This is a genomic window from Natrinema saccharevitans (assembly GCF_001953745.1).
Classification (GTDB): domain Archaea; phylum Halobacteriota; class Halobacteria; order Halobacteriales; family Natrialbaceae; genus Natrinema; species Natrinema saccharevitans.
The window spans coordinates 627,720-654,005 of the sequence record NZ_LWLN01000001.1 but is presented as its reverse complement, the minus strand read 5'-3'; the positions used below and the strand labels follow the sequence as shown (position 1 = coordinate 654,005).

At 66.0% G+C, this 26,286-nt stretch carries 39 protein-coding genes and 1 tRNA gene; 7 read left to right on the top strand and 33 right to left on the bottom strand.

Translation table 11 applies throughout. The annotated features are described in order from the left end of the window. Nucleotides 1-310: 310 nt before the first annotated feature. Genes secY through A6E15_RS03320 form a run of 25 tightly spaced genes read right to left on the bottom strand, consistent with a single transcriptional unit; the run spans nt 311 to nt 14,783 of the window. Nucleotides 311-1,771: a preprotein translocase subunit SecY gene (gene secY / locus A6E15_RS03440; RefSeq protein WP_076143661.1), complete on the bottom strand. Its 1,461-nt coding sequence runs from the start codon at nt 1,769-1,771 to the stop codon at nt 311-313. A 3-nt stretch (nt 1,772-1,774) separates the two neighbouring features. Next, on the bottom strand, nt 1,775-2,257 hold the full coding sequence (locus A6E15_RS03435; RefSeq protein WP_076143659.1) for an uL15m family ribosomal protein: 483 nt from the start codon (nt 2,255-2,257) through the stop codon (nt 1,775-1,777). Nucleotides 2,258-2,259: 2 nt separating this feature from the next. Further along, nucleotides 2,260-2,727, bottom strand: a complete 468-nt coding sequence (gene rpmD, locus A6E15_RS03430; protein WP_076143653.1) for a 50S ribosomal protein L30 — start codon at nt 2,725-2,727, stop codon at nt 2,260-2,262. After that, nucleotides 2,727-3,383 (bottom strand): 30S ribosomal protein S5, encoded by a 657-nt coding sequence (locus A6E15_RS03425; protein WP_076143651.1) that lies wholly within the window; start codon nt 3,381-3,383, stop codon nt 2,727-2,729. The genes rpmD and A6E15_RS03425 overlap by 1 nt, the downstream gene beginning before the upstream one ends. Next, a complete protein-coding gene (locus A6E15_RS03420; RefSeq protein ID WP_076143649.1) occupies nt 3,380-3,928 on the bottom strand; it encodes a 50S ribosomal protein L18 in 549 nt (182 codons plus the stop codon). Before A6E15_RS03420 ends, A6E15_RS03425 begins: the two co-directional genes overlap by 4 nt. After that, nucleotides 3,928-4,377 (bottom strand): 50S ribosomal protein L19e, encoded by a 450-nt coding sequence (locus A6E15_RS03415; RefSeq protein WP_006180001.1) that lies wholly within the window; start codon nt 4,375-4,377, stop codon nt 3,928-3,930. Before A6E15_RS03415 ends, A6E15_RS03420 begins: the two co-directional genes overlap by 1 nt. Continuing rightward, complete coding sequence (locus A6E15_RS03410) at nt 4,370-5,080, bottom strand: 50S ribosomal protein L32e (protein WP_076143647.1); 711 nt, start codon at nt 5,078-5,080, stop codon at nt 4,370-4,372. Before A6E15_RS03410 ends, A6E15_RS03415 begins: the two co-directional genes overlap by 8 nt. Before the next feature lie 3 nt (nt 5,081-5,083). Further along, on the bottom strand, nt 5,084-5,617 hold the full coding sequence (locus A6E15_RS03405; RefSeq protein ID WP_006180005.1) for a 50S ribosomal protein L6: 534 nt from the start codon (nt 5,615-5,617) through the stop codon (nt 5,084-5,086). Between the two features lie 2 nt (nt 5,618-5,619). Continuing rightward, nucleotides 5,620-6,012 (bottom strand): 30S ribosomal protein S8, encoded by a 393-nt coding sequence (locus A6E15_RS03400; protein ID WP_076143645.1) that lies wholly within the window; start codon nt 6,010-6,012, stop codon nt 5,620-5,622. 1 nt (nt 6,013) lies between these two features. Beyond that, nucleotides 6,014-6,202, bottom strand: coding sequence for a 30S ribosomal protein S14 (locus A6E15_RS03395; protein ID WP_076143642.1), 189 nt, complete (start codon nt 6,200-6,202; stop codon nt 6,014-6,016). Further along, nucleotides 6,195-6,737, bottom strand: coding sequence for a 50S ribosomal protein L5 (locus A6E15_RS03390; RefSeq protein ID WP_076148173.1), 543 nt, complete (start codon nt 6,735-6,737; stop codon nt 6,195-6,197). The genes A6E15_RS03395 and A6E15_RS03390 overlap by 8 nt, the downstream gene beginning before the upstream one ends. Beyond that, nucleotides 6,730-7,431: a 30S ribosomal protein S4e gene (locus tag A6E15_RS03385; RefSeq protein ID WP_076143640.1), complete on the bottom strand. Its 702-nt coding sequence runs from the start codon at nt 7,429-7,431 to the stop codon at nt 6,730-6,732. The genes A6E15_RS03390 and A6E15_RS03385 overlap by 8 nt, the downstream gene beginning before the upstream one ends. Then, complete coding sequence (gene rplX / locus A6E15_RS03380; RefSeq protein ID WP_076143637.1) at nt 7,428-7,784, bottom strand: 50S ribosomal protein L24; 357 nt, start codon at nt 7,782-7,784, stop codon at nt 7,428-7,430. The genes A6E15_RS03385 and rplX overlap by 4 nt, the downstream gene beginning before the upstream one ends. 2 nt (nt 7,785-7,786) lie before the next feature. Then, a complete protein-coding gene (locus A6E15_RS03375) occupies nt 7,787-8,185 on the bottom strand; it encodes a 50S ribosomal protein L14 (protein ID WP_076143634.1) in 399 nt (132 codons plus the stop codon). Next, nucleotides 8,185-8,619 (bottom strand): 30S ribosomal protein S17, encoded by a 435-nt coding sequence (locus tag A6E15_RS03370; RefSeq protein WP_066303239.1) that lies wholly within the window; start codon nt 8,617-8,619, stop codon nt 8,185-8,187. Before A6E15_RS03370 ends, A6E15_RS03375 begins: the two co-directional genes overlap by 1 nt. Next, entirely contained in the window at nt 8,610-9,074 is a 465-nt protein-coding gene (locus A6E15_RS03365; RefSeq protein WP_076143632.1) for a ribonuclease P protein component 1, read from the bottom strand. Before A6E15_RS03365 ends, A6E15_RS03370 begins: the two co-directional genes overlap by 10 nt. Before the next feature lie 15 nt (nt 9,075-9,089). Continuing rightward, nucleotides 9,090-9,314, bottom strand: coding sequence for a 50S ribosomal protein L29 (gene rpmC, locus A6E15_RS03360; protein WP_076143630.1), 225 nt, complete (start codon nt 9,312-9,314; stop codon nt 9,090-9,092). Then, entirely contained in the window at nt 9,314-10,246 is a 933-nt protein-coding gene (locus A6E15_RS03355; protein ID WP_076143628.1) for a 30S ribosomal protein S3, read from the bottom strand. Before A6E15_RS03355 ends, rpmC begins: the two co-directional genes overlap by 1 nt. Further along, nucleotides 10,246-10,725, bottom strand: a complete 480-nt coding sequence (locus A6E15_RS03350) for a 50S ribosomal protein L22 (protein ID WP_076143626.1) — start codon at nt 10,723-10,725, stop codon at nt 10,246-10,248. Before A6E15_RS03350 ends, A6E15_RS03355 begins: the two co-directional genes overlap by 1 nt. Nucleotides 10,726-10,732: 7 nt before the next feature. After that, nucleotides 10,733-11,155 (bottom strand): 30S ribosomal protein S19, encoded by a 423-nt coding sequence (locus A6E15_RS03345; RefSeq protein WP_076143624.1) that lies wholly within the window; start codon nt 11,153-11,155, stop codon nt 10,733-10,735. After that, complete coding sequence (locus A6E15_RS03340; protein WP_076143622.1) at nt 11,152-11,874, bottom strand: 50S ribosomal protein L2; 723 nt, start codon at nt 11,872-11,874, stop codon at nt 11,152-11,154. Before A6E15_RS03340 ends, A6E15_RS03345 begins: the two co-directional genes overlap by 4 nt. 2 nt (nt 11,875-11,876) lie before the next feature. Continuing rightward, the gene (locus A6E15_RS03335) at nt 11,877-12,131 is read right to left on the bottom strand and encodes a 50S ribosomal protein L23 (protein WP_006651018.1); all 255 of its coding nucleotides are present in this window, start codon (nt 12,129-12,131) and stop codon (nt 11,877-11,879) included. Further along, nucleotides 12,128-12,880 carry a 50S ribosomal protein L4 gene (gene rpl4p, locus A6E15_RS03330; RefSeq protein WP_076143620.1) on the bottom strand — a complete coding sequence of 251 codons (753 nt, stop codon included), beginning with the start codon at nt 12,878-12,880 and terminating at the stop codon, nt 12,128-12,130. The genes A6E15_RS03335 and rpl4p overlap by 4 nt, the downstream gene beginning before the upstream one ends. Nucleotides 12,881-12,883: 3 nt before the next feature. After that, a complete protein-coding gene (locus tag A6E15_RS03325; RefSeq protein WP_076143618.1) occupies nt 12,884-13,903 on the bottom strand; it encodes a 50S ribosomal protein L3 in 1,020 nt (339 codons plus the stop codon). Nucleotides 13,904-13,907: 4 nt separating this feature from the next. Further along, nucleotides 13,908-14,783 (bottom strand): putative RNA uridine N3 methyltransferase, encoded by an 876-nt coding sequence (locus A6E15_RS03320; protein ID WP_076143616.1) that lies wholly within the window; start codon nt 14,781-14,783, stop codon nt 13,908-13,910. Nucleotides 14,784-15,095: 312 nt separating this feature from the next. Between A6E15_RS03320 and A6E15_RS03315 the strand changes: the two genes are divergently transcribed. Beyond that, a tRNA-Gly gene (locus A6E15_RS03315) sits at nt 15,096-15,166 on the top strand. A gap of 92 nt (nt 15,167-15,258) precedes the next feature. On the opposite strand, the gene A6E15_RS03310 is transcribed toward A6E15_RS03315, so the two are convergent. Next, nucleotides 15,259-15,702 (bottom strand): DUF4112 domain-containing protein, encoded by a 444-nt coding sequence (locus A6E15_RS03310; protein WP_076143614.1) that lies wholly within the window; start codon nt 15,700-15,702, stop codon nt 15,259-15,261. A 419-nt stretch (nt 15,703-16,121) separates the two neighbouring features. Between A6E15_RS03310 and A6E15_RS03305 the strand changes: the two genes are divergently transcribed. From A6E15_RS03305 to A6E15_RS03290, 4 genes are all read left to right on the top strand, one after another. Beyond that, a complete protein-coding gene (locus A6E15_RS03305) occupies nt 16,122-16,475 on the top strand; it encodes a HalOD1 output domain-containing protein (RefSeq protein ID WP_076143612.1) in 354 nt (117 codons plus the stop codon). Between the two features lie 169 nt (nt 16,476-16,644). Continuing rightward, nucleotides 16,645-16,959, top strand: a complete 315-nt coding sequence (locus A6E15_RS03300) for an MTH1187 family thiamine-binding protein (RefSeq protein WP_076143610.1) — start codon at nt 16,645-16,647, stop codon at nt 16,957-16,959. Nucleotides 16,960-17,087: 128 nt separating this feature from the next. After that, complete coding sequence (mch, locus tag A6E15_RS03295) at nt 17,088-18,020, top strand: methenyltetrahydromethanopterin cyclohydrolase (protein ID WP_076143608.1); 933 nt, start codon at nt 17,088-17,090, stop codon at nt 18,018-18,020. A 2-nt stretch (nt 18,021-18,022) separates the two neighbouring features. Further along, nucleotides 18,023-18,547: a hypothetical protein gene (locus tag A6E15_RS03290; protein ID WP_076143605.1), complete on the top strand. Its 525-nt coding sequence runs from the start codon at nt 18,023-18,025 to the stop codon at nt 18,545-18,547. A gap of 35 nt (nt 18,548-18,582) precedes the next feature. Here the strand turns inward: A6E15_RS03290 and A6E15_RS03285 are convergent, their stop codons facing one another. The 5 genes from A6E15_RS03285 to A6E15_RS03265 all read right to left on the bottom strand — a co-directional run bounded on the left by A6E15_RS03285 (nt 18,583) and on the right by A6E15_RS03265 (nt 24,108). Beyond that, nucleotides 18,583-19,920 (bottom strand): glutamate-5-semialdehyde dehydrogenase, encoded by a 1,338-nt coding sequence (locus A6E15_RS03285; RefSeq protein WP_076143603.1) that lies wholly within the window; start codon nt 19,918-19,920, stop codon nt 18,583-18,585. Then, nucleotides 19,913-20,746, bottom strand: coding sequence for a glutamate 5-kinase (gene proB, locus A6E15_RS03280; protein WP_076148171.1), 834 nt, complete (start codon nt 20,744-20,746; stop codon nt 19,913-19,915). Before proB ends, A6E15_RS03285 begins: the two co-directional genes overlap by 8 nt. Continuing rightward, nucleotides 20,739-21,527, bottom strand: coding sequence for a pyrroline-5-carboxylate reductase (gene proC / locus A6E15_RS03275; RefSeq protein WP_076143601.1), 789 nt, complete (start codon nt 21,525-21,527; stop codon nt 20,739-20,741). The genes proB and proC overlap by 8 nt, the downstream gene beginning before the upstream one ends. Nucleotides 21,528-21,635: 108 nt before the next feature. Continuing rightward, entirely contained in the window at nt 21,636-22,331 is a 696-nt protein-coding gene (locus tag A6E15_RS03270; protein ID WP_076143599.1) for a TMEM165/GDT1 family protein, read from the bottom strand. A gap of 175 nt (nt 22,332-22,506) precedes the next feature. After that, nucleotides 22,507-24,108, bottom strand: coding sequence for a GTPBP1 family GTP-binding protein (locus tag A6E15_RS03265; protein WP_076143597.1), 1,602 nt, complete (start codon nt 24,106-24,108; stop codon nt 22,507-22,509). Between the two features lie 142 nt (nt 24,109-24,250). Between A6E15_RS03265 and A6E15_RS03260 the strand changes: the two genes are divergently transcribed. Together A6E15_RS03260 and A6E15_RS03255 are read left to right on the top strand one after the other, a co-directional pair. Next, on the top strand, nt 24,251-24,430 hold the full coding sequence (locus A6E15_RS03260; RefSeq protein WP_076143595.1) for a hypothetical protein: 180 nt from the start codon (nt 24,251-24,253) through the stop codon (nt 24,428-24,430). 2 nt (nt 24,431-24,432) lie between these two features. Continuing rightward, nucleotides 24,433-24,690, top strand: coding sequence for a hypothetical protein (locus A6E15_RS03255; RefSeq protein ID WP_076143593.1), 258 nt, complete (start codon nt 24,433-24,435; stop codon nt 24,688-24,690). A gap of 1 nt (nt 24,691) precedes the next feature. Here the strand turns inward: A6E15_RS03255 and pyrF are convergent, their stop codons facing one another. Then, entirely contained in the window at nt 24,692-25,492 is an 801-nt protein-coding gene (gene pyrF, locus A6E15_RS03250; RefSeq protein WP_076148170.1) for an orotidine-5'-phosphate decarboxylase, read from the bottom strand. A 337-nt stretch (nt 25,493-25,829) separates the two neighbouring features. Further along, nucleotides 25,830-26,249, bottom strand: coding sequence for a VOC family protein (locus A6E15_RS03245; RefSeq protein WP_076143591.1), 420 nt, complete (start codon nt 26,247-26,249; stop codon nt 25,830-25,832). Between the last annotated feature and the right edge of the window lie 37 nt (nt 26,250-26,286).

Below are 26,286 nucleotides of genomic sequence, written 5' to 3'. Positions count from 1 at the left end.
GTGCTCTCGATCCGCTCAGAATCACGACACCGACTGAACCGCGGAGGAACCGAACCGGTCGCCTTCTACTGGCGTTGCTGATTCCCCGGTCAGAACCGTCTCGACGGAGCCCGGGAACTGCCGTTATCGAGGTGGCCGTCCCGACCGGAGAACGAACCGATCCGTCCCGCGCACCCTCGGATCGATCGCGCGATTCCTCGAGAGCGGACGAGAGAAGCGGCGATCGAACCTCGAGAAGAGCGCCGCTATCGGATGGACGAAGACGGTCGGAGAAGTCGAGTCGGTGAGACGCGGTGTTCGGCGAACGGGCTTACTCGTTGCCAAACATCTGGCGCATCATCGGATGCATCTCCATGAGCTGTTCCTCGGCGATCTCCTCGTACAGCTTGTACGTGATCGAGACCGCAAGCAGCAGCCCCGTCCCGGAGACGTTACCGATAGTGCCAAGCATGTTCGCCCAGACGGCCAGCAGGCCGACCAGCGCACCGCCGATGACGGTCACCTGCGGAATGTACCGTTCCATGACCTTCTCGATGACGCCGACGTTCTGTCGGAAGCCGGGGATCTGCATCCCGGAGTTCTGGATCTGCTTCGCCGTCGACTCGGGCCCCATGTCGGTCGTCTCGACCCAGAAGATGGCGAAGATCGCACCGCCGACGACCATGAAGGTGACGTCGATGCCGATCCGGATCAGCACCTGCCACGCGTTCTGGGAGACGTTGGCCGTCCACCACATCCAGTCCTGAGGCGAGTAGATCGGTGCCAGATAGTAGAACAGCCCGCCGTCGGGCTGGCCCTGCGAGTAGGTCCCGAGCCAGGTGGGCATCCCGCCCCACTGCCGGTTGAGGATCTGGCCCATGAACTGGACGTTCGCCTGTACGGCGCGGACGAGGATCATCGGCAGGACGCTCGCGTAGATGAGCTTCACGGGGAAGCGACCGCGAGCGCCCTTGACGCGGGCGTGGCTCAGCGGGATCTCGACGCGGACCGACTCCGCGTAGACGACGATCCCGAAGATCAGCAGCGTCGTCACCAGGGCGATGATGTGGCCCTCGTTGATCAGCAGCGTCTGCAGACCGGCCGCCGAGACGAGCGATCCGACGTCGACCTGTCCGGTCAGGATACGGTACCAGTCGAAAAAGAACCCGCCCTGTGCGGGCTGGACGAGACCGGTGACCAGTCGCTGGCTCACGCCGGCGATGATGAACAGGCCGATCCCGCTCCCGACGCCCCACTTGCTGACGACCTCGTCCATGTAGAGGATGAGAACCCCGCCGACGAGGATCTGAGCGAACATCAGGAGCTGAACCTGTGTTCCCTCGAGGGCGAGGCCGCCGAGTTGGAGCGACGACTGGGCTGGCAGGAAGCCGCCGGCGAACACCATCGGCAGCCCGGTCAGGATCACCATCAGGACCACCAGCAGCTTCTGGAGTCCCTGATAGAGGACCTGGTCCCGCGGATCGTCGGTGTCGAGTCCGAGCAGGTTCGCCCCGCCGAGCAGCTGTAAGACGATGCTCGCGGTGACGATCGGGCCGATACCGACCTGCAGCACCGACCCCTGCGAGCCCGCGAGGATCGCGCGGAACTCGCCGAAGAGGTCGTTTGCCCCGCCGGACTGCAGACCGAGCAGCGTGACGTTCGTCAGGAAGAAATACAACATGAGGATGCCGGCCGTCCACATCAGCTTGCGCTTGAAGGGGACGTGCCCCTCCGGACGGCGCACTGCTGGCATCCGCGTTAGGACCGGTTCAGCGGCTTCCTTCCATCCCATGTGTTACTCCTCGTCCTGTTCGGTGTCGGCGTCGTCCGCTTCCTGTGCGCGCTCGGTGAGGACCGCGTCGCCGCCGGCGGCCTCGAGCTTCTCGCGTGCGGCGTCGGAGAAAGCGTCGGCCGTCACGGTCAGCTCGTTGCGGACCTGCCCCGAGCCGAGGACCTTCACCTTGTCCACCTCGTGGCCGTCCTCGACGATATCGCGAGCGTCGAGTTCGTAGCCGCCGTCGGTCTCTTCGGCGAGGTCCTCCGCGACGTAGAGGATCGCGTCCTCGTCTAGCTTCTGGACGTCGATCTCCGCGACCGTCTCGCGGATGTCGTGAGGTCGCTTGAAGCCGTGTTTGCCCTTCGGTTCGTAGTTGTGGAACTCGTGTTTGCTGCGCCCGGCACGGCCGCGGCCACCGCGATGGCCCGCACCGCGTCGATTCTTGTGGGAACCGCCGCTGTGGGTCCGCGATCCGCGCTGGCGTCGTTTTTTGCTCGTCATGGTTATCGCATCGATTCTAGGAGGTCGTTAATCTCCCCTGTTGTATGCTTTCCGAGTTGGCCGCCCTCGACGGTCGGCTTCTTGATACCCTCGTGACCTCCCCGCGGCGGGTGAAGTCGAAGCGTCGGTGACAGTCCCTCGTCACGAAGCGTCGTCTCCTCCGCAAGGAGCGCGTCGGCCAGTACACCGAAGCCGTCGTACTCGGTGTTGTCGGCCAGCCACGCCTCGTCGACATCGGACTGGTCGCCCTCGAGGGGTTCGGCTCGCTTCGCGAGCAGCGTCTCGAGGACGTCGGCGTCGGGTTCGCCGTGGGCGACGTAGTCGTTGACCTTCGCGACCATCCCCTCGTAGGCGTCGGTTTCGGGGACGAGCGCGCAGTGGTTGACGCTGTGGATGTTGAGCATCTCCAGCGTGTCCTGAACGTCTTCCTGTCGGTTCACTTCGCCGCGAACCTGCACGATCGCTTTCATCACTCACTCACCTCGGCTTCCTCGCGGTCGGGTCGACGGCGCGGATGCCGCGACTGCGAGGCGTTCTCGAGTGCGTTGTAGGTCGCTTTCGCGAGGTTGACCGTCGTTCGGGTGTTGCCGTGGCTCTTCGTCCAGGCGTTCTCGATACCGGCCAGCTCGAGGACGTGACGGACGGTGTCGCTGGCGGCCAGCCCCAGCCCTTCGGGGGCGGGGATGAGTTCGACCTCGACGGAACCGGCTTTGCCGGTCGTCCGTCGGGTCAGCGAGTGTGGCCGGTCCGAACGGTCCTCCCAGGACCCCGAGCCGCGGGGCACCTGGATCATGTTCAGCTTCGCGATACCGATGGCCTTCTGGATGGCGGAGCCGACCTGGTCGTCGCGGCCTTCCGCGTAGCCGATGAAGCCGTCGCGGTTGCCGACGGCGACGACACAGCGGAACTTCACGCGTCGCCCGGAGTCGGTCATCCGCTGGACCATGTTGATGTCCAGCACCTCGTCTTCCAGTCCGGGGAGGAGCTGGTCGACGAGTTCGGGCTCCTTCAGCGGGAGGCCCGAGTTGAGGGCGTCCTCCATCGTCTCGATGTCGCCCTCCTGAACCATTCGGCCGAGACGGGTAACCGGTTCCCATCCGCCGTCGTTGTAGTTGTTTCCACTCATTCTAGGATCTCCTCACGTACCTCGTCGAAGTGTTCGGGGAGGTCAGTCGCGTCGAACTCGCCGCTGTAGAGCGGTTCGTCTAGCTGCTCGGCGTACTCGGCGATGTGTTCGCCGCGGGTGCGCGACCAGTCCGCCAGTACGCTGTCGTTGTGCGGGATATCGAGGCCGGCATCGATCGCGCCCTCCTGTACCGCAAACACCTTGTTGCCAGGCGTCGCGGTGTTGAGGCCGATGTCCAGCACTGCTTCCTCGATCCCGGCCTCGACGGCTCGCTGGCCGGCCAGCAGGCCGGTCAGATACGCCGCCGAAATGTTGCTCGTGGGTGCGTCCCAACCGTACTCCTCGAGATCGCTCGAGTGTGCGCTTGCGAGCGTCTCGTCTCCCTGAGGTCCGGGAGTGATCAGCTGCGCCGTAGTATGCTTGTTGCTCTTGCGAGCGACGAGGCGGGGCTTGCCCGATTTCAGCAGGCGCAACCTCTGGTGGTAGTCCGTCCGGACCTCACGGCGACGCCGCATCGGTACTTTGTATCGTGGTCCTGTCGCCATTATTGGTCACCGTAGTTGTCGTCGATGTAGTTCAACAGGTACCGGACGCTACGGAACTCCCCGCCGCCAGCCTTCTTGTAGAGCTCGCGGTACTGCGTGGGCGAGAGTTCGCCCTTGTCGCGGAGTTCACGCAGCTTCCGACGCTGTGCGCGAATCTTGTCCTGCCACTCGTCTTTCTCGTTCTGGCGGGCGCCTTTCTTGCCGCGGCGCTTGCCCTGGCCCTTCTGGTGGCCGTAGGCGCGTTTCGCGTTGCGCTCGCGGGCGCGACCGCGGGAGTTGCCCGAGGGTTCGTCGGCCTGAATGCGACCCTCGTCGACGAGTTCGCGGATCTCGTCGCGGGTGATCGCTTCGGCGATGTCGCCCTGGGCGTCAGGGTCGAGCCAGACGCGGTTCTCGCCGACGTCCAAGACGTCGGCGGCCAGTCGCTTCTGTGCGGAGAGATCAGTCATCTGATTCCACCTCGACTTCCTCGTAGGTCGGGTTCAGGACGCGGACGCCCTGTTCCTCGGCCTGTTCCTCGATGCGTTCGCGCTTGCGCGCGCCGACCGCCGAGGCGATCCGGACCGCCTCGCGGTCGCCGTCGACACCCTCGAGGTCGTCCGTGTTCTCGACGTAGACTTCCTCGAAGCCGCTGGGGTGCTTTCCGCGGACTTCCGTCGGCGTACGGTAGCCGGCCTGGACCTTCGGGCCCTTGCCCTTGACGCCGCGGCGCTGCTTGGACAGCGTGCCGCGGGGTCGACGCCAGGACTCCGGCGTCCGCTTTTTCTTGTGGTAGTCCTGCCGGTTGAACTGCGGCTTCCCCTCCTTTTTCCGTCGGTTGAGGAGTCGCTCCTCGTCCTCGGAGAGGTCGGGCGTCTTCTCGGTCAGCCCGCGGGGCTGCAGTTCGGTTTCGACGTCTTCCTCCGGCTCCGCTTCTTCTGCACCTTCGTCTTCGATCTCGGCCTCGGTCTCCTCGGTGACCTCGAGGTCACCGACGTCAGCCTTGATACGGGCCGCGAGCGCGTTTCCGACGCCGTCGGCCTCGGCGAGGTCGTCCTGATCGGCTTCCTTGACGTCCTGGATGGACTCGAAGCCGGCGTCGCGTAGTGCGTCTGCCTTGCTCGCGCCGACGCCGCTGATGTCCTCGAGTTCCTGGGGTTCGTCGTCTGCCATCTATCAGGCACCTCCCTTGGCGGGTTTGTTGGTGATGTAGACCCCGTCCTGGAAGATACGGGTGTCCTTGCCGCTGACCTTCGTCAGCTGCTCGATGTCCGCCGCCGTCTGTCCGACGTCTTCCTTGCTGGGGCCGGACAGGACGAGCTGCTCGTCGTCGACGGTAACCTCCGTCTCACCGTGGATAGTCGTTCGTCGCGGTGCCTTTTCGCCGAGGAAGTTCTCGATGACGACCTCCTCGCCCTCCACGCGGACCTGCATCGGGAAGTGAGAGTAGAAGACCTCCATCTCGTACTCCCAGCCCTCGGTCACGCCGTGGAAGGCGTTGGTGATGTGGCTCTCGAAGGTGCCGACGGTCGAGTTCGTCTTCGCGTCCTCGGCACCGCTTTCGATGACCACCTGGTCGTCGTCTGTCTCGACGGTCACGTCGGGGTACCAGAGGCGCCGCGAAACGGTGCCTTCCGGACCTTCGACGGTCACGTCGAACCGATCGACCTCGACGGTTACGTTTTCGGGGATTTCCAGTTCAACTCGCATGGTTAGTAGACGTATGCGATCACCTGGCCCCCAATACCCTGCTCGCGTGCCTCGTAGTGGCTCATGATGCCACTGCTCGTCGTGACGACGAGCGCACCGAAGTCTCGAGCCGGGAGATAGCGCTTCTCCCACTTCTCGAAGTCTTCAGCGCCAACGGCGTAGCGGGGCTTGATGGGGCCGCACTCGTTGATCGCTCCTTTCAGTTCGACCTCGAAGTGACCGGCTTTGCCGTCGTCGACGTACTCGAAGCCGTCGATGTACCCGCGGTCGTAGAAGACCTCGAGTACGCTGCCGATCTCGTTCGAGGCGGGCGTTACCTCGTGGGTGAGATGACCCACGCTCTCGGCGTTGTCGAGTCCCGAGAGCGCGTTGCTGAGTGGATCGTTTCCGGTCATGTTATCGATACTTCCTGAATCCCATCTCGCGGGCGATCTCGCGGAAGCACTGCCGGCAGAGATTGATGTCGTACTTGCCGACGAGTCCTTGCTCGCGACCACAGCGCTGACAGGACTCGATCTGTCCCGTCCGCTTTGCGGCGTGCTCGCCCGTGCGGTCGTCGTCCGCTTCTGTTTCGCTTTCACTCATCGTCTGTCTCCACGCTGACGTCGAAGTTCGCCTCGATGAACGCGAGCGCGTCCTCGGGGGTCAGTCGGTGCTTCGACGGGATCGACCGGGTGGCCTTGTCGCGCTTGGCGATCCGGTAGCCCGGACGCACCAGGTTGACGGTGACGTCCAGTCCGAAAATCCCGACGTTCGGGTCGTACTCCTGGCTCGGGAAGTCGGTGTGTTCCTCGACGCCGAAGCTGAAGTTGCCCGTGTCGTCGAACTGCGCCGGCGAGAGTTCCGTCAACGGCAGCGACTTCTCGAGGAACTCGTAGGCGTCGTCGTCGCGAAGGGTGACCTTCGCGCCGATCGGGTCGCCCTGACGAATGCCGAAGTCGGGTTCGGTCTTTTTCGCCTGGGTACGGACGCTTTCCTGTCCCGTGATCTCCTCGATGATGTCTTCTGCCTTGCCGAGTTCGCGACCACCTTGACCGACGCCCATGTGGACGACGACCTTCTCGACGCGTGGTTCGCGCATCTCGTGGAAGTCAGCGCCTGCGTCGCTCTCGCTACTCATCGTCATCACCCGTGAAGTTCTCGTCGATCACGACGACGTACTCCTCGACGGTCTCGAAGCCGCCGTCGTCCGTCGAGACGCCGACCCGGTTCGAGCCGCTGCCCGGCGTGACGTCGATCGCGTCGACCTCGCCGATCTTGCCGCCGTGGTTGCCACGGACGGCCGTCACGAGCGCCCCCTCTTCGTAGGGAAAGTGCGCGACGATCGACTTGTCGTCGTTGTCGATGACGATCGAGTCGTTTGCCTGGTACTCGTCGTCGTCGACGAGGACGTTGGTCCCGTCGTGCAGCGTGAGCTGCGTGTCGCCGCCGGGAACCTGCTGTTTGCCCTCGATCTTGCCGAGGCGGCTCTGGGCCGACTCCTCGTCGATCTCGGTCAGCGCGAGCCGACCGCCCTCGTCGGGGAAGACGCGGTAGTACTCATCGCGTCCGGGGAACGCAACAATGTCGAACATGCCGATCGGGCGCTGTTCGTCGTTGATCGCGTCGCCGTTGATGAGGATCGCATCCTCCGAGAGGGCGTAGCGGGCTTCCTTGCGCGAGTCCACGTAGCCGAGAACGTCCCGCAGGAGGACGACGAGCGGCACGCCGTCTTCGCCGTGGGGACCGGCGTCGGCCTTGACCGTGAAGGTCTCGGTCTTTCGCTCGACCGGCCAGGACTTCGGTACGGATAGTCGTTTCTGGTGTTTCGTCATTCGCTATCACCTTCGAGACGCGCCTCGCGACGCTCGTCCTCGAGGTCGAGGGCCGTGATCCGGACGTTCGACGGATCCAGCGGCCGCGGCACTTCTTCGCCGTCGGCCGTCTCGACGGTCACGTCCTCGACGTGAATCGTTCCGTCCTCGAGAATCGCGCGCATGACCTCGCCTTCCTCGCCGGCGTGGTCGCCGCGCATGACCTCGACCGTGTCGCCCGCGTTGACGCGGGTTCGACGGGTGTCGTACTCCTCGCGGAGGTCGTCGGACAGCGTCGCGTGCAGCTGCTTCTGTCGCTTGTGCAGCGGCGCGCGTTCCGTCTGCGTTCGCTGTTTGTGTGGTTGTTCAGTCATATCTATACGATCATCGTCGCCGTGCTGGCGATTGCTCCGAAGCGCTCTGCGACTTCGCGGGCGATCGGCCCCTTGATCTCCGTGCCGCGGGGCTCCTCGTTCTCGTCGATGATGACCGCCGCGTTGTCCTCGAACTTCAGTCGGGTGCCGTCGGGCCGGCGGATCGACTTCCGCTGGCGGACGACGACGGCCTCGAGGACCTGTCGGCGCATCTCGGGGGTACCCTTGGTGACCGAGACGGTCACCTTGTCACCGATCCCCGCCTTCGGCTGGCGGCTCTTGGTGCCGTGGTAGCCCGCGACGCTGATGATCTTCAGTTCACGCGCGCCGGTGTTGTCGGCGCACGTGACCAGCGAGCCCTTCTTCAGGCCCTGCGTGACGTCGGCCTTCATCGCCTCCATCACTGATCACCCTCTTCGGCGGCGGCGAGGTCCTCGTCGGAAAGCGCCGGCTCAGGCTCGGCCTGGCTGGTCAGCTCCGCGAGGTCCTCGGCGGTTGCTTCGTCGGTTACTTCGACGACCACGTGCGATTTCGTCTTCGACAGTGGTCGGGTCTCTGCGATCTTGACCGTGTCACCGACCGAGAGCGGCTCGAGTACGCCCGGTACGTGGGCCGGGATACGCGAGCGTCGTTTCATGTGTCGGTCGTACTTCGGGACCGCCACATCGTACTCTCGCTCGACGACTACGGTCTTATCCATGTCCGTCGAGACGACCGTCCCTTCGAGGATCTGCCCTCGAACGGAGAGTTCGCCGTAGAACGGACATTTCTCGTAGTCGTATTCCTCCGGGTTTTCGGGTTCCGGAGGGGTTTCAACGTCTAGTCCTATTGCCATGGTGAGTCACCATTCGTTTCCGTGCGTCGGGCGGGTCGTGAGAGCAAGCGCGATCCATCGACCGTAACGTAGGCTACGTCCTCGCCGGCAGCATGGCGGGGATCCCGCGAGGGATCGTCGCCACGGCAGCTGACGGCATCGCCGTCAGCTCGGTCTCGGGCAGCCGATCGCTCGGTGGCCCCAGGTTGAGTGTCGGCCAGTTTGGACGCAGTCCCCGACCCCTTCGTGAGGTCGGCGGCGTCATCTGTGATCGCGAACTCGAATACCGAGCCCGATTTCGGCACCATCACCACCCGAGACTCGCCGTTGTCACGGATTTCCACGGAAAGCGTCTTGGTCGTCTCGATGACGACCCGTCCCTCTATGCCCACCCGCGAAGAGTCGTCGCTCTCGACGACTCGGACGGGGAGCCCGTTGAGTTCGTGTCGCGGCAGTGTCTCGGGTGTCAGTGCCATTGGTGTGTTATCGCGTTATTCGGCGTCCGCTGCGTCCTCGAGGTCGCCCTCCTCGCGCTGGATCGTCTTGATCCGTGCGATGGTACGACCCAGCTCGCCGATGCGGCCCGGGTTCTCCGGGGCTCCACCGGCGGCGAGGACTGACTTCTGGTTCAGCAGTTCCGTCTCGAGTTCCTCGAGTTCTTCTTCCCGCTCGGCCGGCGTCATGTCGCGGATCTCTTCGACGTGGAGGATCGCCATCAGGCGTCACCTCCCTCGTCTTCGTCCGCGTCTTCCATCTCCTCGACGAGTTCCTCTGCCTCGGCTTCGACGTCTTCCTCGAGTTCCTCGAGGTCTTCCTCGACGTCCTCGTCTTCGCCGGGGACCTCGACGTCGTCGAACTCCTCGTCGGCCTCGACCTCTTCCTCGATGACCTCCTCGACGACGTCCTCGTCGAGGTCGGTCTCGGCGTCGGTCTCGTTGGCGTCCGCAACGTCAGCCTCGGCCTCGTCGGCCTCGGGTTCGCCCTCGAGGAGTTCCTCGACGCCGCCTTCCTCGTTGACTTCGACGGCGTCGGGGACGATCTCTTCGGGGTCCATGTCTTCGTTGACCTCGAAGTCGTCGGGCAACTCCGCGCCCGGCGGAATGATCTTGACGTCGACACCGATGGTGCCGAGCTTCATGACCGCGACGCCCTGACCGTGGTCGACGACCGTCTCGGCGGGCTCGCCGTTGTGCTTGATGTAGCCGCGGTTGAACTTCTCGACGCGCGATCGAGCGCCCGTGACCTTCCCGGAGAGGACGATCTCGGCACCGAGCGCGCCGGCTTCCATGATCCGGTCGATCGTCGTGTGACCGGCCTTCCGGAAGTACCAGCCGCGCTCGAGTGCGTTGGCCAGTCGGTCCGCGACGATCCGTGCGTTCAGGTCGGGTTCCTCGACCTCCTGGACGTCGATCTGGGGGTCCTCGAGGTTGAACCGCTCCTCGAGGGCCGTCGTGACCTTCCGGATGTTCTCGCCGCCCTTGCCGATGACCATCCCGGGCTTCTCGGCCTTGAGGACGATCTGGGTTCCCATCGGCGTCTTGGCGACGTCCATGCCACCGTAGCCCGCGCGGCCGAGTTCTTCCTGGAAGAACTCGTCGATCTGGGACCGCTGCAGGCCGTTCTCGATGAATTGATGTTCGTCAGCCATTAGCTATCGTCCTCCGCTTCTGTGTCCTGTTCTTCGACGACGATCTCGACGTCGACCTCCGGCGTGTTCCAGGAGGACGCACGCCCCATCGCGCGGGGCTTGCGGCCCACGGATTCGCCGACCTTGTGGGCGGCGACGTGGACGATCTCCATGGACTCGCCGTCGAAGCCCTGATGGTCAGCGTTTGCTTCGACGTTCTCGAGCAGGTCGAGGAACTCCCCCGAGACCTTCTCGGGGTACTTGCCGGCGTCCCAGCCGTCGACGTCGGAGCGATGCCCCGCGCCGGCGTTGTGGGACTTGAACGGGACCGACTGTTCCCCGTCGATTACGTCACGGAGGTACGCCTGGGCTTCGCCGACGGTCTTGCCCTTGATCTCGCGTGCGACCTCCTTGCTGTGCTTGTTGCTCATATGACGCTCCCGAAGCATGGCTTTCGCCGTGGCGTCCGGGTCCGCGTCGACTGAGTAGTTGATTCCCATGCGATGATCACTTCAGTGGGACGAACTTCGACGATCGGGTCGCGCCGATGCCGGCCTGACCGTGTTCGACGGAGGTCCGCGTCAGCCGGAACTCGCCGAGGTAGTGGCCGATCATTTCGGGTTCGACGCGAACGCGCTCGAAGGCCTGTCCGTTGTAGACCTCGAAGGTCAGCCCGACGAACTCGGGCAGGATCGGCATGTCCCGGAGATGCGTTCGGATCGGGTTGTTCGCCGTCTCCTCTTCGCCCGCCTCGCGGGCCTCCTCGAGCAGCTTCTCCTTCTCGACGGAGAGACCGCGTTCGATACTTCGCCGCTGTCGTGCGGGGAGCAGTTCCACGACCTCGTCGAGCTCCATCGACTGCAGCTCCTCGAGCGTGTGACCGCGGTAGGTAAACTCACCTTCGCGGCCGGTTCGGTACTCCTGACTCATTTGTTGCCACCTCGACCGGTGCGTCGGGACGAGATGTCACCGACTTTCCGTCCCGGCGGGGCGTCCCGCGAGACGGACTTGGGTTTGCCGGGGTGCTGTCGGCCGCCGCCACCGAACGGGTGGTCGACGGCGTTCATCGCGACACCGCGGACGCGGGGCCACTTCGTGCCCCGTGCCTTCATCTTGTGGTACTTGTTCCCTGCCTTGACCATCGGCTTCTCCGTGCGGCCGCCACCGGCGACGACGCCGATGGTGGCGCGACACTGCGGATCGAGGCGCTTGACCTCGCCGCTGGGAAGTTGAATGACCGCCGCCGACCGGTCGTGCGTGATCAGGTCGGCGTTGGTCCCCGAGGCGCGGGCGAATCGACCGCCGTCGCCGGGGTTGGATTCGACGTTACAGACCGGCACGCCTTCCGGAATCTCGGCCAGCGGCAGCGTGTTGCCGGGCTTGATCTCGGCGGAGACGCCGACCTGCAGTTCCTCGCCGACCGAGACGCCCTCGGGAGCGAGGATCAGTCGCTGATCGCCGTCTTCGAACTCGACGGCGGCGACCGGTGCGGATCGGGCCGGGTCGTGTTCGATGTCGACGACCGTCCCGCGTACGACATCGTCGTCTTCCTCTTTCTTGTGATCGAGCTTCGCCTTGTATCGGTGCGACGGGGCACGGAACGTCGAAGTCCCGCGACCGCGTCGTTGGCCCTGAATGCGTCGTCCCATGTTCAGAACACCCCGATTCGCGAAGCGACTTCCTGGGCGTCGTCCTCCTCCGAGAGGCGGACGATCGCCTTCTTTTTGCCGTTCATCGTTACCTGCGTGTTGATGTTCTCGACGGAGATTTCGAACCGCTCCTCGACCTCGTCCCGAATCTCGGGCTTGGTCGCGTCCGGGTTGACGACGAACTGGAGCTTGTTCTCGAAGTCCATGTCGTTCATCGCCTTCTCCGTGACCAGCGGGTGTTCGATGGCCGAACTCATCGCTCGGCCACCTCCTCGAGTGCGCTCTCGGTCCAGACGGTGAGCCGTCCGGGCTGGGCGCCGGGCGCGAGATCCTCCGCGTTGACCTCGGCGGCCGTCGTCACGTCGGCACCGGCGAGGTTCCGGGCCGCTCGCGACGGGCCGGCCTCGCTGGAGGTGACGAAGAGGATCGACGTCGGCGTCTTGTACTTGCGGCCGCGGGCTTTCCCCTGCCCGGAGCGGACGCTGCGACCCTCGTCGGCGCGTTCGATGTCGTCCGCGAGGCCGGCTGCCTCGAGGAAGTCGACGACCTCGCGCGTCTTCTGGAGGTCCTCGAACTCGTCGTCGACGACGACGGGGATCTCGGCGTCCTCGTCGAACTCGTGGCCGCGCTCGGCGACGAGTTCGGCGTCGGTCGTCGCAGCGACGGCGCTGCGGACGGCCAGTTTCTTTGCTTTCGTGTTGATCGATTCGGACTGGTCCTTCTCGGCTTTGGGCGGGTGAGCCTTGCGTCCCTTGACGGCCTGGGGAACGCGGCGAGCGCGACCCTCCTGTCGTGGGACGTGGGCCATCCCGCGGCCGCTACCGAACGATTCGGCCGGCGTTCGGAGGCCGGCGAACTCGTCGGAACCGTAGTCCTGTTTTCGGTTGGCCTGGGCGGCGCGAACGGCACGGGCGATCAGGTCCGGGCGGTACTGGGTCTCGAAGACCGCCGGGAGCTCGATCGTGTCCGCGTCCGAGCCGTCCAGGTTTCGTACTGTTGCGTCCATGTGTTATCCCTGGTTGGATGCGGTGGAGACGTACCGGACCTCGGGATCGAGGCGCGGCTGGTCTCCGGGTCGGATCGCCGGGCGGAAGCGTACGAGACGCTGCTGTGGCCCGGGGAGCGAGCCCTTGATCAACGCGTGCGGGCCGTCGACTTCGCCGTAGTTGACGAAGCCGCCGTCGACCGTCGCGTCGGCGCCCTCGCCGATGTCGACGAGGCGCTTGTTCAGTTCCGTCCGCTGGTGGTAGCCGGTCTGGCCCTGCTGGGGGACCGTCGAGCGGACGCGGGAGGGGTTCCAGGGGCCGAGGTTACCGATGCGGCGACGCCAGCCCTGCCGGGCGTGTTTGCCCTTTCGTTTCTGGACGCCCCATCGCTTGACGGGACCCTGGGTCCCTTTCCCTTTCGTGACGCCGCTCGCGTCGACGTACTCGCCGGCGCGGAACACGTCGTTCATGACGTGTTCGCCGCCGTCGGCGACGATCTCGAGGGCGAAATCGACGCGCTCCTCGACGGAACCGCCGCCGACGCGCGTTTCCATCACGTCGGGTTTCTTCTTCGGCACCGAGGGAATCTCGGCGGGCACCGTATGCGTGATGACGCGGACGTCGTCGACGCGTCCCTCCGCGAGGAGGTCCCGAAGTTCGTCTTCGGCAGTGTCGGGGTCGTAGTCGTCACCGGGCAGGTCCAGGACGCGGTCGAGTTCGGAAACGAACTCGTCGGTCCAGACCTCGGTGATCGGCTTCTTCCCGTACGGTGTGTCTTCGTACGCTCGCAGCGCAACCGCGCGCATCGGCGGCGTCTCCACGATCGTCACGGGGACGGTCTCTTCCATCCCTTCGGTCGGCGAGTTCGCTTTATCGTCGACCATGACGACGTGGGTCATGCCGGCCTTGTAGCCCGCGAAGCCCTGCAGCGTCGGCTGTCCGTCAGTGTCCGGCCACGAATTGAAACGCGGGACCTCGCTGGTCGCACGCTTTCGTGGGCCGAACCCGAGTGAGCCTTTGCGTGGTGTATTTGCTTGTGGCATGCTTTCACTCTCGCAGTGAGAGGGATGCGAGGGTAGCGAACAGAGCCTCCTCCGTTCGCACGACCTCGCTTCCCTGATCCGGAACCGTGTTTAGCCAGAGGTCGAACCCCGGATCGGCTGTGGGTTCGACTCCGTCATCCTCGCCGGCGGCCGCGTCCTGTGCGGTCCCGACGGCGGATGCCTCGATTCCGAGGATATCCGGCAGCCCTCGTTCGGGCGCGCCAAACGCGACGGTCATCCCGTCCCGGTGGACGCGTCCGGCCAGCGTCTCGAGCCGCCCGACGGTGAGTTCTTCACCGAATCGGGAGGCGGCGATACGGACGCCGGCGTCCTCACGGCCGAGTGCTGTCGAAAGGTCCGTCCGCTCGACGGCGAGCCCCGGGAGGGGCTCGTCGACGAGTTTCGCTCGGACCGGTCGTCGCGAAGAGATCCTGACGGTCACGCGCTCCCCCTCTTCGACCGCCATTTTCGGCGGTACGTTGAGGGAGATCGGGTGTTGCAGTCCGCAATTGACCCGGACGCGCCCTTCAGGTCCGACCTCGGTCACGATCCCTTGTCTTGACGACCCCGAACCGTTCGATTCGGAGCCGGTCTGTGACACCGCGCGGAGCGGTGGCAAGACGCCCGCATACTCCAGTTCGTCCCGCATCCCCCACGCCTCGTTGCGGAGGTAGGGGGGCGTCGCGGCGTACCGCAAGACGGTTTCCACGAACCCGCCGTCGAACCGCCCCGTCTCGCCGTCCCGGTCGGGAAAGACGAGCAGGCGGTCGGCCCGGAAGACCGTCGCCGCGCGGGCGACGTATCCGAGTTTGCGAGTCGCCTCGCGTTTGTCCTCGGCTTCCCGGCTGAGCGACGACGGCACGAGTATGCTGACGGTCATGCCGAAACGCTTCGGCGCCGCGTCACTAGACTGTAGCGATGTATTGCGGAGAGGGTCTTAAAAGAATAGCGGATTCGATTCCGGCTGTCAACGGCTCACACCCGCGAATTCGTGGCGAACGGACACACACTCGCGTGTGACGACCAGTCACGCTCGACCGGCGTACTATCCGGCCCATGTTGCTGGCTTTCCCGCGGAACTGTCGCTCCGATAACTCGAGAACCGCCATGCTGCAGCATGCCGATGCGGGCTCGATTCGCAACCCTTATACATCCATCCGACAGTAGGTATGAGTGCAGCGAGGCGCTGCGGGCGCTGGTAGTGTAGTGGTATCACGTGACCTTGCCATGGTCACAACCTGGGTTCAAATCCCAGCCAGCGCACTTCTACGGCGGACAATTCCGGCGAGTACCGCGTAATGCGTACTCGCCATCGCGAGCCGCGAAGTCGTTCTCGATTTGATTCACACGGGTAGCTACTCGATCGTCACGACGTCCGGTCCGGTGTCGGTCTCGCCGCCCTCGTCGGCGAGGTCCTGCAGGGCCAGTTTCAGGTTCCACTTGTTGGCCTTCCAGACGGCGTCGAACGCGACGCCGAGGACGGGAACGGAGCCGATGACTGTGTCGACGCCGACGTTCGCGACCATGCGCACCAGCGTCGACAGCGAGACGCCGAGCCGCGCGGCCTCGGCGACGAGATACAGCGAGACGGCCCCCGCGACGGTGTCGCCCGCGCCCGGCAGAACGCCGACGATCGGATCGAGACCGATCCTGAAGTCCGTCCCCGGGACCGACACCCCCTCGTCGAGGGCGTGTGCGACGACGCGCATTCGCGTGACCGCCGCGTCGTCGACGGCCGCGGGGAGGTCGTCGATGAGTGCCTCGAGGTCTGAACGGCGCTCGGTTGTGTCGGAAGCCATGGGAACGATTGGGCGTCCGTGTGGATAAGGACGCGGACGGACGTGGCAAGCGGACGGGCGTCGTGACGGCGACGGATCCGGAGCGGACGGCCGGTAGACATCGCGAATTCGCGGACGATCGCCGCGCTCGAGCGACCCGGTCGCGATCGGCGCTCGGCAGCAGTCCATCGGGGCAATCGGCGGGCCTAATCGGGACGTTCACGGGACGAGCTCGAGTTGGCCCCGGGCAACGGACGGGAACCGATGCTTACCCCGCTCGAGCGGTCGTGAACGACCGTGATAGACGGCATTCGTCGTATTTGTATTCGATTACTAATCCGCGACTGTATTTCACGTATGAATACTGTTGTCGCCTGCGAGTGGCTTTTATACTATGGATAACTACGTTCTAATACACGATTGAACGCTCAGATATAGCAATGCAGACCGAAACCTCACCCGCAGAGGGTACGGACGATCTCCAGTACGACCAGCCCAACGACCGGTACGTCTTCCACCACGATCCCGACGGTACGGCGACGATCACGACGACGATCGTCCACGCGCTCGCGTCGATCGCTGACACCGACGTCTCCCAGGGGGAGTTCTCCCTCTACGACAGCGTCGACCCGGACGCGCTCGATCGGATCTTCGGCACGAAAGCCGACGGCACCGAACGCACGGGCGGCCACATCGCTTTCACCGCCCTCGAACACGAGGTGTACGTCTACGCGAACGGCGACGTCATCATCTACCCGCCCGCGGAGACGCCCCGAACCCCGACGACGAACTGAGGTCACACGTCCCGCCCTGATCGTTTCTCCGCGACGTTCGCTCCCCAGCACCGCGCCCGGCCGGATCGACGAGCGGTCGCGACGGAACCGGCGCTCGAGCGGGCAGTCCTGACGGCGAAACCGGCCGCATGGCACGGCTTTAGGCCGCTCCCGATCGTCACCGCCGCCCATGACGGTAGTCGCACTGCTGAGCGTCGCACCGGTGATCGAGGACAGCATGGCCGGCGAGGTCGCGAAGGCGGTCGACGCCCTCGAGGACTTCGACGTGAGCTACGAGACGAACCCGATGGGGACGGTGATCGAGGCCGAGAGTACCGACGAACTCTTCGCGGCCGCGCAGGCTGCCCACGACGCGATCGACGCCGACAGGGTGAGTACCGTTCTCAAGATCGACGACAAGCGCACGCGCGAGGTCGACGCCGCCGAGAAGGTCGAAGTCGTCGAAGACCACCTCGGCCGGCCGGCCCGAAGCCGGGACGGGTGAGCGATCGACGAGTCGGTCGTCGGTAGCGTTCTCGAGTCGGGAGCCCCCGGCATCGAGCCGACACCCGTCAGCCACCGGTCAGACACGAACGGACAAACGGTTTTACCCCGGAGGCTGAATCCCGCCCCATGGAAAGTCTCAACCGCATGGCGATCGAGTTGGTCGACGAGGCCCTCGACTACGCCGAGGAGTTGAACATCGGGGGCTACGACCTCGAGAACGAGTCGACCGTCCTGGACTTCGGCCTGGAATTCGACGGCGGCATCGAGGCCGGCCTCCTGCTGACCGAGATCCAGACCGCCGGAATGGCGACGCCGAGCTACGAACTGGGCGAACTCGGCGACGCGTCGATCCCCTACGTCGAACTCTCGACCGACCAGCCGGCGCTCGCGCTGCTCTGTTCCCAGAAGGCGGGCTGGGAGCTGACGACCGAGGACTTCGAGGGGCTCGGCAGCGGGCCCGCCCGGGCGCTGGTGGCCCGCGAGGAGGAGTTTCGCCGAATCGGCTACACCGACGCCTTCGATCTGACGGCGCTTGCCCTCGAGACCGAACGGGAGCCGACCGCGGCCGCGGCCGAGCAGGTCGCCGACCTCGCGGAGGTCGAGACGAGCAGCGTCTTCCTGCTTGCCTACCAGACCGCGAGCCTCGTCGGTTCGATCACCAACGCCGCCCGGGCGGCCGAACTGGCGACGTTCCGGCTCTCGGAACTGGGATACGACCCGCTCGACATCGTCTCCGCGACCGGGCGCGCGCCCGTCGCGCCCGTCGCGGGCGACGAGCGCACGGCCATCGCGCGCACGAACGACGCCATCGCCTACGGCGGCTGCGCCCACCTCACCGTCCGCGAGGACGCCGACGTCTTCGACTCGGTGCCCTCGACGGCCGCCGCGGACCACGGCCGTCCCTTCGGCGAGGTCTTCGACGACCTCGACTGGGACTTCGAGGAGGTTCCCTCCGATCTCTTCGCGCCCGCGACGGTGACGATCGACGTGATCGGCGGTTCCACCTACGTCCACGGCGAGACCGACGAGGAACTGCTCGTCGACTCTTTCGACCTGTAGCCGTGCGGTTCAAGCCGGTCCCCGAGCAGCCCGCCGACCTCGAAACCGTCGAAACGGTCCACCGCGCCCTCCCCGCGACAGTCGGCGAGGTCGACGACTGCTGTGCCCACCTCGTCGAGGAGACCGCCCTCGAGGACCGCGACGAAGCCGCGACGTGGCTCACCTTCCTGCGCGCGCTCGAGCTCGCGGCCGAGGAGTCGGGGAGCTTTCGCCGCCGCGAGACGGGCTCGAGCGGCGACGCGGCCGATCCGGCGGCGCTCGATCGCGGGCGACTCGGCCGGGCGTTCCGGGCGCGCGTGGACGGTGCCGACGCGGTGTGCGCCGCGCTCGAGAAGGCGGACGAGCCACTGACCGTCGCCGAGGTCGCCGACGGGCTCCGCGACGATCGCTCGAGCGACGATCGGCGACGGTCCGGCCGACCTCGAGTCGATCCGGGGCGGACCGAGCGGCTCCTCGGGTGGGCGGTACTGCTGGGGCTCGCCGAGCGAGCGGGTGACGGCTACCGGGCCGCGCTCGCACGCGAGTAGAGAAAAGCGATCTCGAGGAAACCGTTCTCGAGGCGTTACTCGTCCGAGAGCCGGCCGGGCGACCAGTCGGCGTCGAGTTCCTCGTGGGTGAACGGCTTCGCGTCCTCGCCGGCGTAGGTGGCGACGAGCTGGCCGTCGCCCTCGAGGTGGTACTTGTAGGTGGTCAGGCCCTCGAGCCCGACGGGGCCGCGGGCGTGGATCTTGCCGGTGCTGATGCCGACCTCGGCACCGAGACCGAAGCGATAGCCGTCGGCGAAGCGCGTCGAGGCGTTGTGGAAGACGCTCGCGGAGTCGATGCTGCGCATGAAGGTACTCGCGCGCTCGTCGTCCTCGGTGACGATGGACTCGGTGTGTTTCGATCCGTGGGTCGTGACGTGGTCGATCGCGGCCTCGAGCGAGTCGACGACCCGGATCGAGACGATCAGATCGCCGTACTCGGTGTCCCAGTCGTCTTCGGTCGCGGCCGTCACGTCGACGATCTCGCGAGTTGCCTCGTCGCCACGCATCTCGACGTCGGCGGTCTCGTAGCGGTCGGCGATCGCCGGCAGGAACTCCGCGGCGACGTCTTCGTGGACCAGCAGGGTCTCGACGGCGTTACAGACGGCGGGGTACTGGACCTTGGCGTCGTAGGCGATGTCTTCGGCCATCGAGAGGTCGGCCGCGTCGTCGACGTAGACGTGACAGATCCCCTCCGTGTGACCCAGCACGGGGATACTCGTGTTGTCCTGAATGTAACTGACGAATCCGGAGCTACCACGGGGCATGAGGAGGTCGATCGCGTCGTCCATCTCGAGTAGGGCGTCGACGTCCTCGCGGGCCTCGATGTGCTGGGCCCAGCCGTCGGGGACGCCGGCCTCGGCGGCGGCGTCTTCGATGATCTCGAAGAGGATCCGGTTGGAGTGCAGCGCCTCGCTACCGCCCTTGAGGATCACGGCGTTGCCGGATTTCAGCGCCAGCGACGCGATCTGGACGAGCGCGTCGGGCCGGGACTCGAAGACCGTGCCGACGACACCGATCGGGACCGCGACCTTGTACAACTCGAGGTCGTCGTCGAGTTCCCGCGCGGAAAGCGTCTTCCCGAGGGGGTCGTCCTGTTCGGCGACGCTGCGGACCATCTCGGCGATGTCCTCGATCTTCGACTCGGAGAGTTTCAGGCGGTCGACTAGCGCCTGCGTGTACTCGCCCTCCGCGAGCAGCCGCTCGCCTTCCTCGACGTCCGTCTCGTTTTCGGCGAGGATCTCGTCGGTTCGGGCCTCGATGGCGTCGGCGATTTCGTGTAAGGCCGTCTTCCGGTCCTCGTCGGACAGTTTCGCCAGCTCGAGGGCCGCGCCCTGTGCCGCCTCGACGTCGGCTTCGATGTCGGTTTCAGTCATCGCTCTCACCGTTGATGGGGACGAATACGGTTCCCACTGGCTTGGCAGTAGCGATCTTCTCGAGGACGTCGGGCGCGGTCGACTTCGCGATGATCGCCGGCACGCCGTGTTCGCTGACGTCCCGTGCACCCTCGACTTTCGTCTGGATGCCGCCGAAGCCGTCGGACGTGGTCTCGCCGATGATCTTCTGGACTTCGTCGTAGTTGGTGCCGACGGCCTCGATGCGCTCGGCGTCGTCGTCTTCCTTCGGGTTGCCGGTGTAGACGCCGCCGACGTCGGTCAGGGTGACCAGCAGGTCGGCGTCGACGCCCATCGTCGTCGCCGCCGAGAGCATGTCGTTGTCGCCGATCCGGATCTCCTCGGTCGCGACGGCGTCGTTCTCGTTGATGATCGGGACGACGCCCCAATCGAGCAGCGTCTCGATCGTGTTCCGCAGGTTGGTAAAGCGTTCGGGGTTCTCGAGGTCGTGTTGCGTCAAGAGCAGTTGCGCGACCTTCCGGTCGTAGCGGTCGAAGCTCTCGGTGTAGCGGTGCATGAGGAGGCTCTGGCCGACGGTCGAGAGGGCCTGGGACTCCTCGACGGTCCCGCTCGACTGTTCGATCCGGCCCGTCCCGGCCCCGATCGACCCCGAGGAAACGAGAATGACGTCCTTGTCCCGCTTCAGGAGGTCCTCGATGTCGTCGACGAGCTTATCGAGTTTCTCGTCGTCCAGGTTCGAGTTCTCGTCGGTCAGGGAGTTGGTCCCGGCCTTGACGATCACCCGTTCCGCGTCGGCCGCCAGCCGTCGCGCCTCGTCGACGCTCGGCTCCTCGAGTTCCTCACGCATCGTTCTCATCGCCGAACTCGGCGGCCAGTTCCGCGGATCGTTCCTCGGCCGCCCGGACCGCCGCGGCGACGTCCGCGTCGGCGTTGCTGTCCCACAGGACCTCCATTCCTTCGATTGTCGTCCCGTTGGGCGAGCAGACGGCGTCGATCAGTTCCTCGGTGCTGCGGTCCGACCGGAGGACGGTCTCGGCCGCGCCCTTGAACGTCTGGGCGGCCAGCGTCTCCGCGTCCGATTCCTCGAGACCGCCCTCGACGCCGGCCTCGGCCATCGCCTGAATGAGATAGAAGACGAAGGCGGGGCCGCTCCCGTTGACGGCGGTCGCGATGTCCATCTGTGCCTCGTCGATCTCGGCGAACTCGCCGACGGCGTCGAGCAGCTGTCGCACTTCTTCCGGGATGTCGTCGCCGGTGACGGCCGCGGCCATATCGCCCGTCTCGGCGGCGAGGTTCGGCATGACCCGGACGACGTTCGCGTCGGTCCGAGCCTCGACGTAGTCGGTCGGGACGCCGGCGGCGATAGAGAGCAGCGTCTGCTTCGGCGAAAGATCGAGATCCGAAAGCACCGCGCCCACGATGTCCGGCTTCACGGCAACGACGACGACATCGGCGTCGGTCACCGCTTCGGAGACCTCCGAAGTCGTGCGATCGACGTAGTCGGCGACCGACTCGAGTGCGTCGGGATCGAGGTCACACGCGATCACCGTGTGATTCCCCGATCGATGGAGGCCCTTGATCAGGGCGCTCCCCATGTTGCCACAACCGATAACGCTCGTCTGTACCATCTTGTTCTAGCGCAGGAACCGAGACGAACATACAACTTTGGTTTCGACCGGCCGGGACGGCCGTCTCGGTCCGAAGATTCCGGCGACCTCCTCCCCCGTCCTGACCGGTCAGCCGAGTCCAAGGACGACAGTCGAGACCGTCTCGACGATCGTTTCCCAGACCGAAATCCCCGTCAGGAGCTGCAACACGGTATCGAGCCCGAAGAACAGGAACAGTCCCGCACCGGCGAAGTGGGCCAGCCTGGCGTCGAAGCGGTGGGAGAACCGGTGAAAGAAGTACGCGTTGGCCGCGCTCACGGGGACGATCGCGAGCATCTCGCCGACCCAGATCGCGGGTCGAGCCCCGTACTCGATCGCCAGCCCGATCGTGACGAGTTGGGTCTTGTCCCCGAATTCCCCGACGGCCATCAGGACGAAAATCGGGAGGAACCCCCGGAGGTACGGTGGCACGTCGTAGCCGAGCAGCGAGATGTCGACTGCCTCGGCCGTCGCCGTCCCGCCGTTTGTCGCCACCCGTCGCCGACTCGTTCCGGGTGCCGACCGGACGAGCAACACCGCGAAGGCGAGGAACAGGCCCGCCGTGATCACCTCGAGGTAGACGGCGGGTACCACGCCCTGGATCGCCGCGCCGAAGGCGATCTCTACGGCCGTCCAGCCGGCGAAGGCCGTCGCCGCCGCGGCGACCACGATCTTCGGGTCGTATCTGGTCGCCAATCCGGCGATGATGAACTGGACCTTCTCGCCGGGCAGCACCGACAGCTGCAGGACGAACGCGGCGACGAGGACCTCGAGCCAGCCGGTCATGTGAGTCGCAACCACTGCAGACGCTCGACGACGACACCAGTCACGTCGTGGTTTAGCCGCGTCTAATTAATACGTTTTGCGGACGAAACGGTCCAACACCTGCCCGATAAGAACGCGATCGGTGAGCCTCGGTCATTCGGTCGCTCGAGGCGACGAACGGAACCCGAACGCCCGGTCACCCCATCGGAGTGACGTCGGTCACCGTCCCGACGCCCTTGCTGCGGCCCTCGCGGAAGACGAACTTCTGGCCCTCCTCGACGAGGTACGGGCGGAACTTGAACCGGACGGTCGTCGTGCCGGAGTCGCCCGGCAGCAGCCGGCCGTTCTCCGGATAGAAAGCCGCGGCCTCGCCGATCGTCTCGAGGTGGACGACCGGCTCGTACCCCTCGCCGATGCGGGTGGGGTGGTTCAGCACCATGACCTCGGCCTCGAACTCCCGGACGGGGTCGGGGTCGGCGTCGCGGGGCAGCAGGACCATCCCGCGCTCGAGAGCGCTCTCTTTGATCCCCTTCAGCGCGATACCGACGATTCGGCCGGCCTGGGCCCTGTCGACCCGGTGGTAGTGCATCTCGATCGACCGGACCTCGACCTCCTGGAAGCGGCCGTCGGCCATCGGCCCGATCAGGAGTTCGTCGCCGGCCTCGACCTCGCCGGCCATGACGGTGCCGGAGGCGACCGCGCCGACTCCCGTGACCGAGTAGCTGCGGTCGACGTACATCCGGAACTCGCCGGTGTCCTGTGCGGTCTTGGGGAGCCGATCGAACAGTTCGTCCAGCGTCTCGAGCCCGTCCATCGTGATCGCGCTGGTCTCGACGATCGGAACGACGCGCTCGCTGATCTCGTCGACGGCGGCGTCGACGCCGTGACGGCTGACCCGCAGCGGCGACTTGTCGACATCGCGGAGGAGTCGCTCGACCTCGCGTTCGACCTCCTCGACGCGCTCCTCGTCGACGGTGTCGGTCTTGGTGATCGCGACGATCGTCGGGAGGTCGGTGGCCAGCAGAACGCCGAGGTGTTCCCGCGTGGTGCGGGTGGGGCCGTCGTCGGCGGCGACGACCAGCAGGCCGTAGTCGAGTTTCTGGCCGACGAGCCCGCGGATGGTCGTCCGGAGCCACGGCTCGTGGCCGACGGTATCGACGAACGAGACCAGTCGGTCGGCCTCCTGGACGACCTCGGCGCGGTCGGCCTTGCGATTCGGATTTCGGACCCGGACCGGCCCCTCGTCGTCGAAACCGTAGACGGCATACGAGAGGTCGGCGGAGAGGCCCCGTTCGACCTCGTGGGGCTGGACGTCGAGGAAGGCCCGCGTCGCGCCGTCCCCGTCGTCGGCTTTGCCCGTCACCAGCGAGCCGACGAGCGTACTCTTTCCGTGGTCGACGTGGCCGGCGGTCCCGACGACGACGTGTTCGTCGTCGGTCTCGAGGACGCCGCCCTCCCGGACTTGTGCGACCCCGACTAACCCCTCGTTGATGCCCCACGTCTGGACGTCCTCGATGTGGGCGTCGGCCTCCTCCGCGAGCAAGGAGAGAACGTCCATCGTCTCGGAGAAGATGTCGGGATCGATACCGGCGAGGCCGCCGTCGTCGGTGACGCCGACGACGTAGGTCGCCTCGCCGTCGCCCGAGAGGAGTCGATGTCGCAGTTGCGCGGCGAGGCTCTCCCGCCGCCCACCCTCGAGGTGGACATCCCGTGACAATCGCTCTTTGAACTCGACGTTGCCACCGTCCTGTTCGCCACGGTCCAGGGCCCGCTCGAGGAGGGCCCGGTCACGGCTCATGTCCCCTGATAGGGAGGCACACGGCAAAAGACTTCTCGTGGTTTGGGACTATATAGCACGGTACACCTCCCGATCCGGACGATCGGCGGCCGGCCGAACGTGCCGGGCCCGGTTTCAAGCCCCTCGAGCGCGTACCCCCGCTATGAGCGTCAGCGGCCTCTGTCAGATCTGTGAGTCCCGGCCGGCACAGGAGCGGTGTCCCAACTGCGGGACGCTGGCCTGTGAGGTTCACTACGATAACAGCCTGGAGCTGTGTGCCGACTGCGCGTCGCAGGCCCGGCCGGGGCCGGGCGACGACGACGTGGAGATCAACCGGTTCTGAGCGTGACCTCGATCCGCGACCTGCTGGGCGAAGCGCTCGGCGTCGGCGAGCGGTACCGCCTGCGCCTCGAGGAGCGCGACGGCGTCCTCGTCGCCGACCACCCGAACGACGCGAGTCCGATGGACATCGCCGTCGTCGAGGGACTGGACCGGCTCGAGGAGCGACCGCCACCGGAGCCGGTGACGGTCGAGATCGTCGATCGGGTGGTCGACGGGCGGATCGCGGGGCGGGTGGTCGAGTCCTATCGCCGAGACGCGTAGACTACTCCCGGTACTGATTGAGCCGTTTCTTGAGCCGCTTGGCGGCCTGCCCGCTGGCCTTCGCGAAGTCCTCGCCATCGTCCTCGCCGGCGAAGATGATCCCCCGCGAGGAGTTGACCAGCCCGACCCCGCCGGCCAGCCCGTACTCGACGGCCGCCTCGGCGTCGCCGCCCTGCGCGCCGATGCCGGGGACGAGGAAGGGGAGGTCGGGCACCTGCTCGCGCAGGTCCTCGAGTTCTTCTGGTTTGGTCGCGCCGACGACGAGCCCGACGTTGTCGTTCTCGTTCCAGAGGTCGGCCAGTGCGGCGACCCGCTCGTAGACGGGTTCGCCCGTCTCGAGTTCGAGGTCCTGCAGGTCCGAGCCGCCAGGGTTCGAGGTCCGACAGAGGACGAAGACACCGGCCTCCTCGTTCGAGAGGAACGGCTGCAGCGAGTCCCGGCCCATGTAGGGGTTGACGGTGATCGCATCCGCCTTCTCGAGCAGTTGGGCGTACTGGCGGGTCGTGTTGCCGATGTCGGCCCGCTTGGCGTCCAGCAGGACCGGCACGTCCTTGCCGTGGGCGTAGGCGATCGTCTCCTCGAGAGCCCGCCAGCCGTCGGGATCCTCGTAGAAGGCGGCGTTGGGCTTGAACGCGGCGGCGTGTTCGTGCGTCGCGTCGATGATGCGGCGGTTGAACGCCCACCGGGGGAGGTCGCGGTCCTGCAGGTGGTCGGGCAGCCGCGACGGGTCGGGATCGAGCCCGACCGAGACGACGCTGTCGACCGTTTCGATACGGTCGTGCAGGCGGTCGAAGAAGTTCATGGCGGGAGTGGCCCCGCGACGGTCGAAAAGGTTGCTATCCGGCCCGCGCGGGTCGACGGCCTCGACTCGAACGCCGCGAGCGACGGCCGCGTCACGACGCCGTTCCAAATCCTTCAGGCATCACGTACTTCGATCGTATCCTGATCGAACACGGTATGGATAGCCGACGGAAATCGACGTCGCAGTCGCTCTCGAGTCGCCTCCGCGAACGGGTTCGATCGACGCTCGCCTGCAACCGGTAGGGCGCGAGCGCACTGCCGGGATCGTACGGTCTACTGGAAGGCGTTGCCGGCGGGACCGCGACCGCTCTGCGGTTGCACCGGTACGGCAAACCGTATTAGGACTCGAGGACCTCGATCAGGTTCCCCTCGGGATCGCGCAGGAACATGATCGTGGTGTCGCTCTCGGTCGTCCGCGGCCCGCTGATCGTCGACACGTCGTCGGGCAGGTCCGCGGCGAAGGCCTCGAGGTCGTCGACCGAGAGCCCGACGTGGGCGGCTCCCGGCTGGTTGAGCCCCGCCGCGGGCGAGCCCCGGGCTTCCGGCTCGTACTCGACGAGTTCGATCCGGACGCCGTCGGCCTCGAGGTGTGCGAGATCGGCGCTCGCGTCTTCGACTCCGACGGCGTCGGAGAAGGCCTCGCCGCCGACGGCGAACCGATCGGCAACGGTGAGATCGAGGGTATCGCGGTAGAACGCGAGCGTCTCCTCGAGATCGCTGACCGTGAGACCGACGTGGTGGGCACTGAGTGCTGCCATGCGTCGATCCTCCCAGCGCGGCGAAAAAACGCTTCCG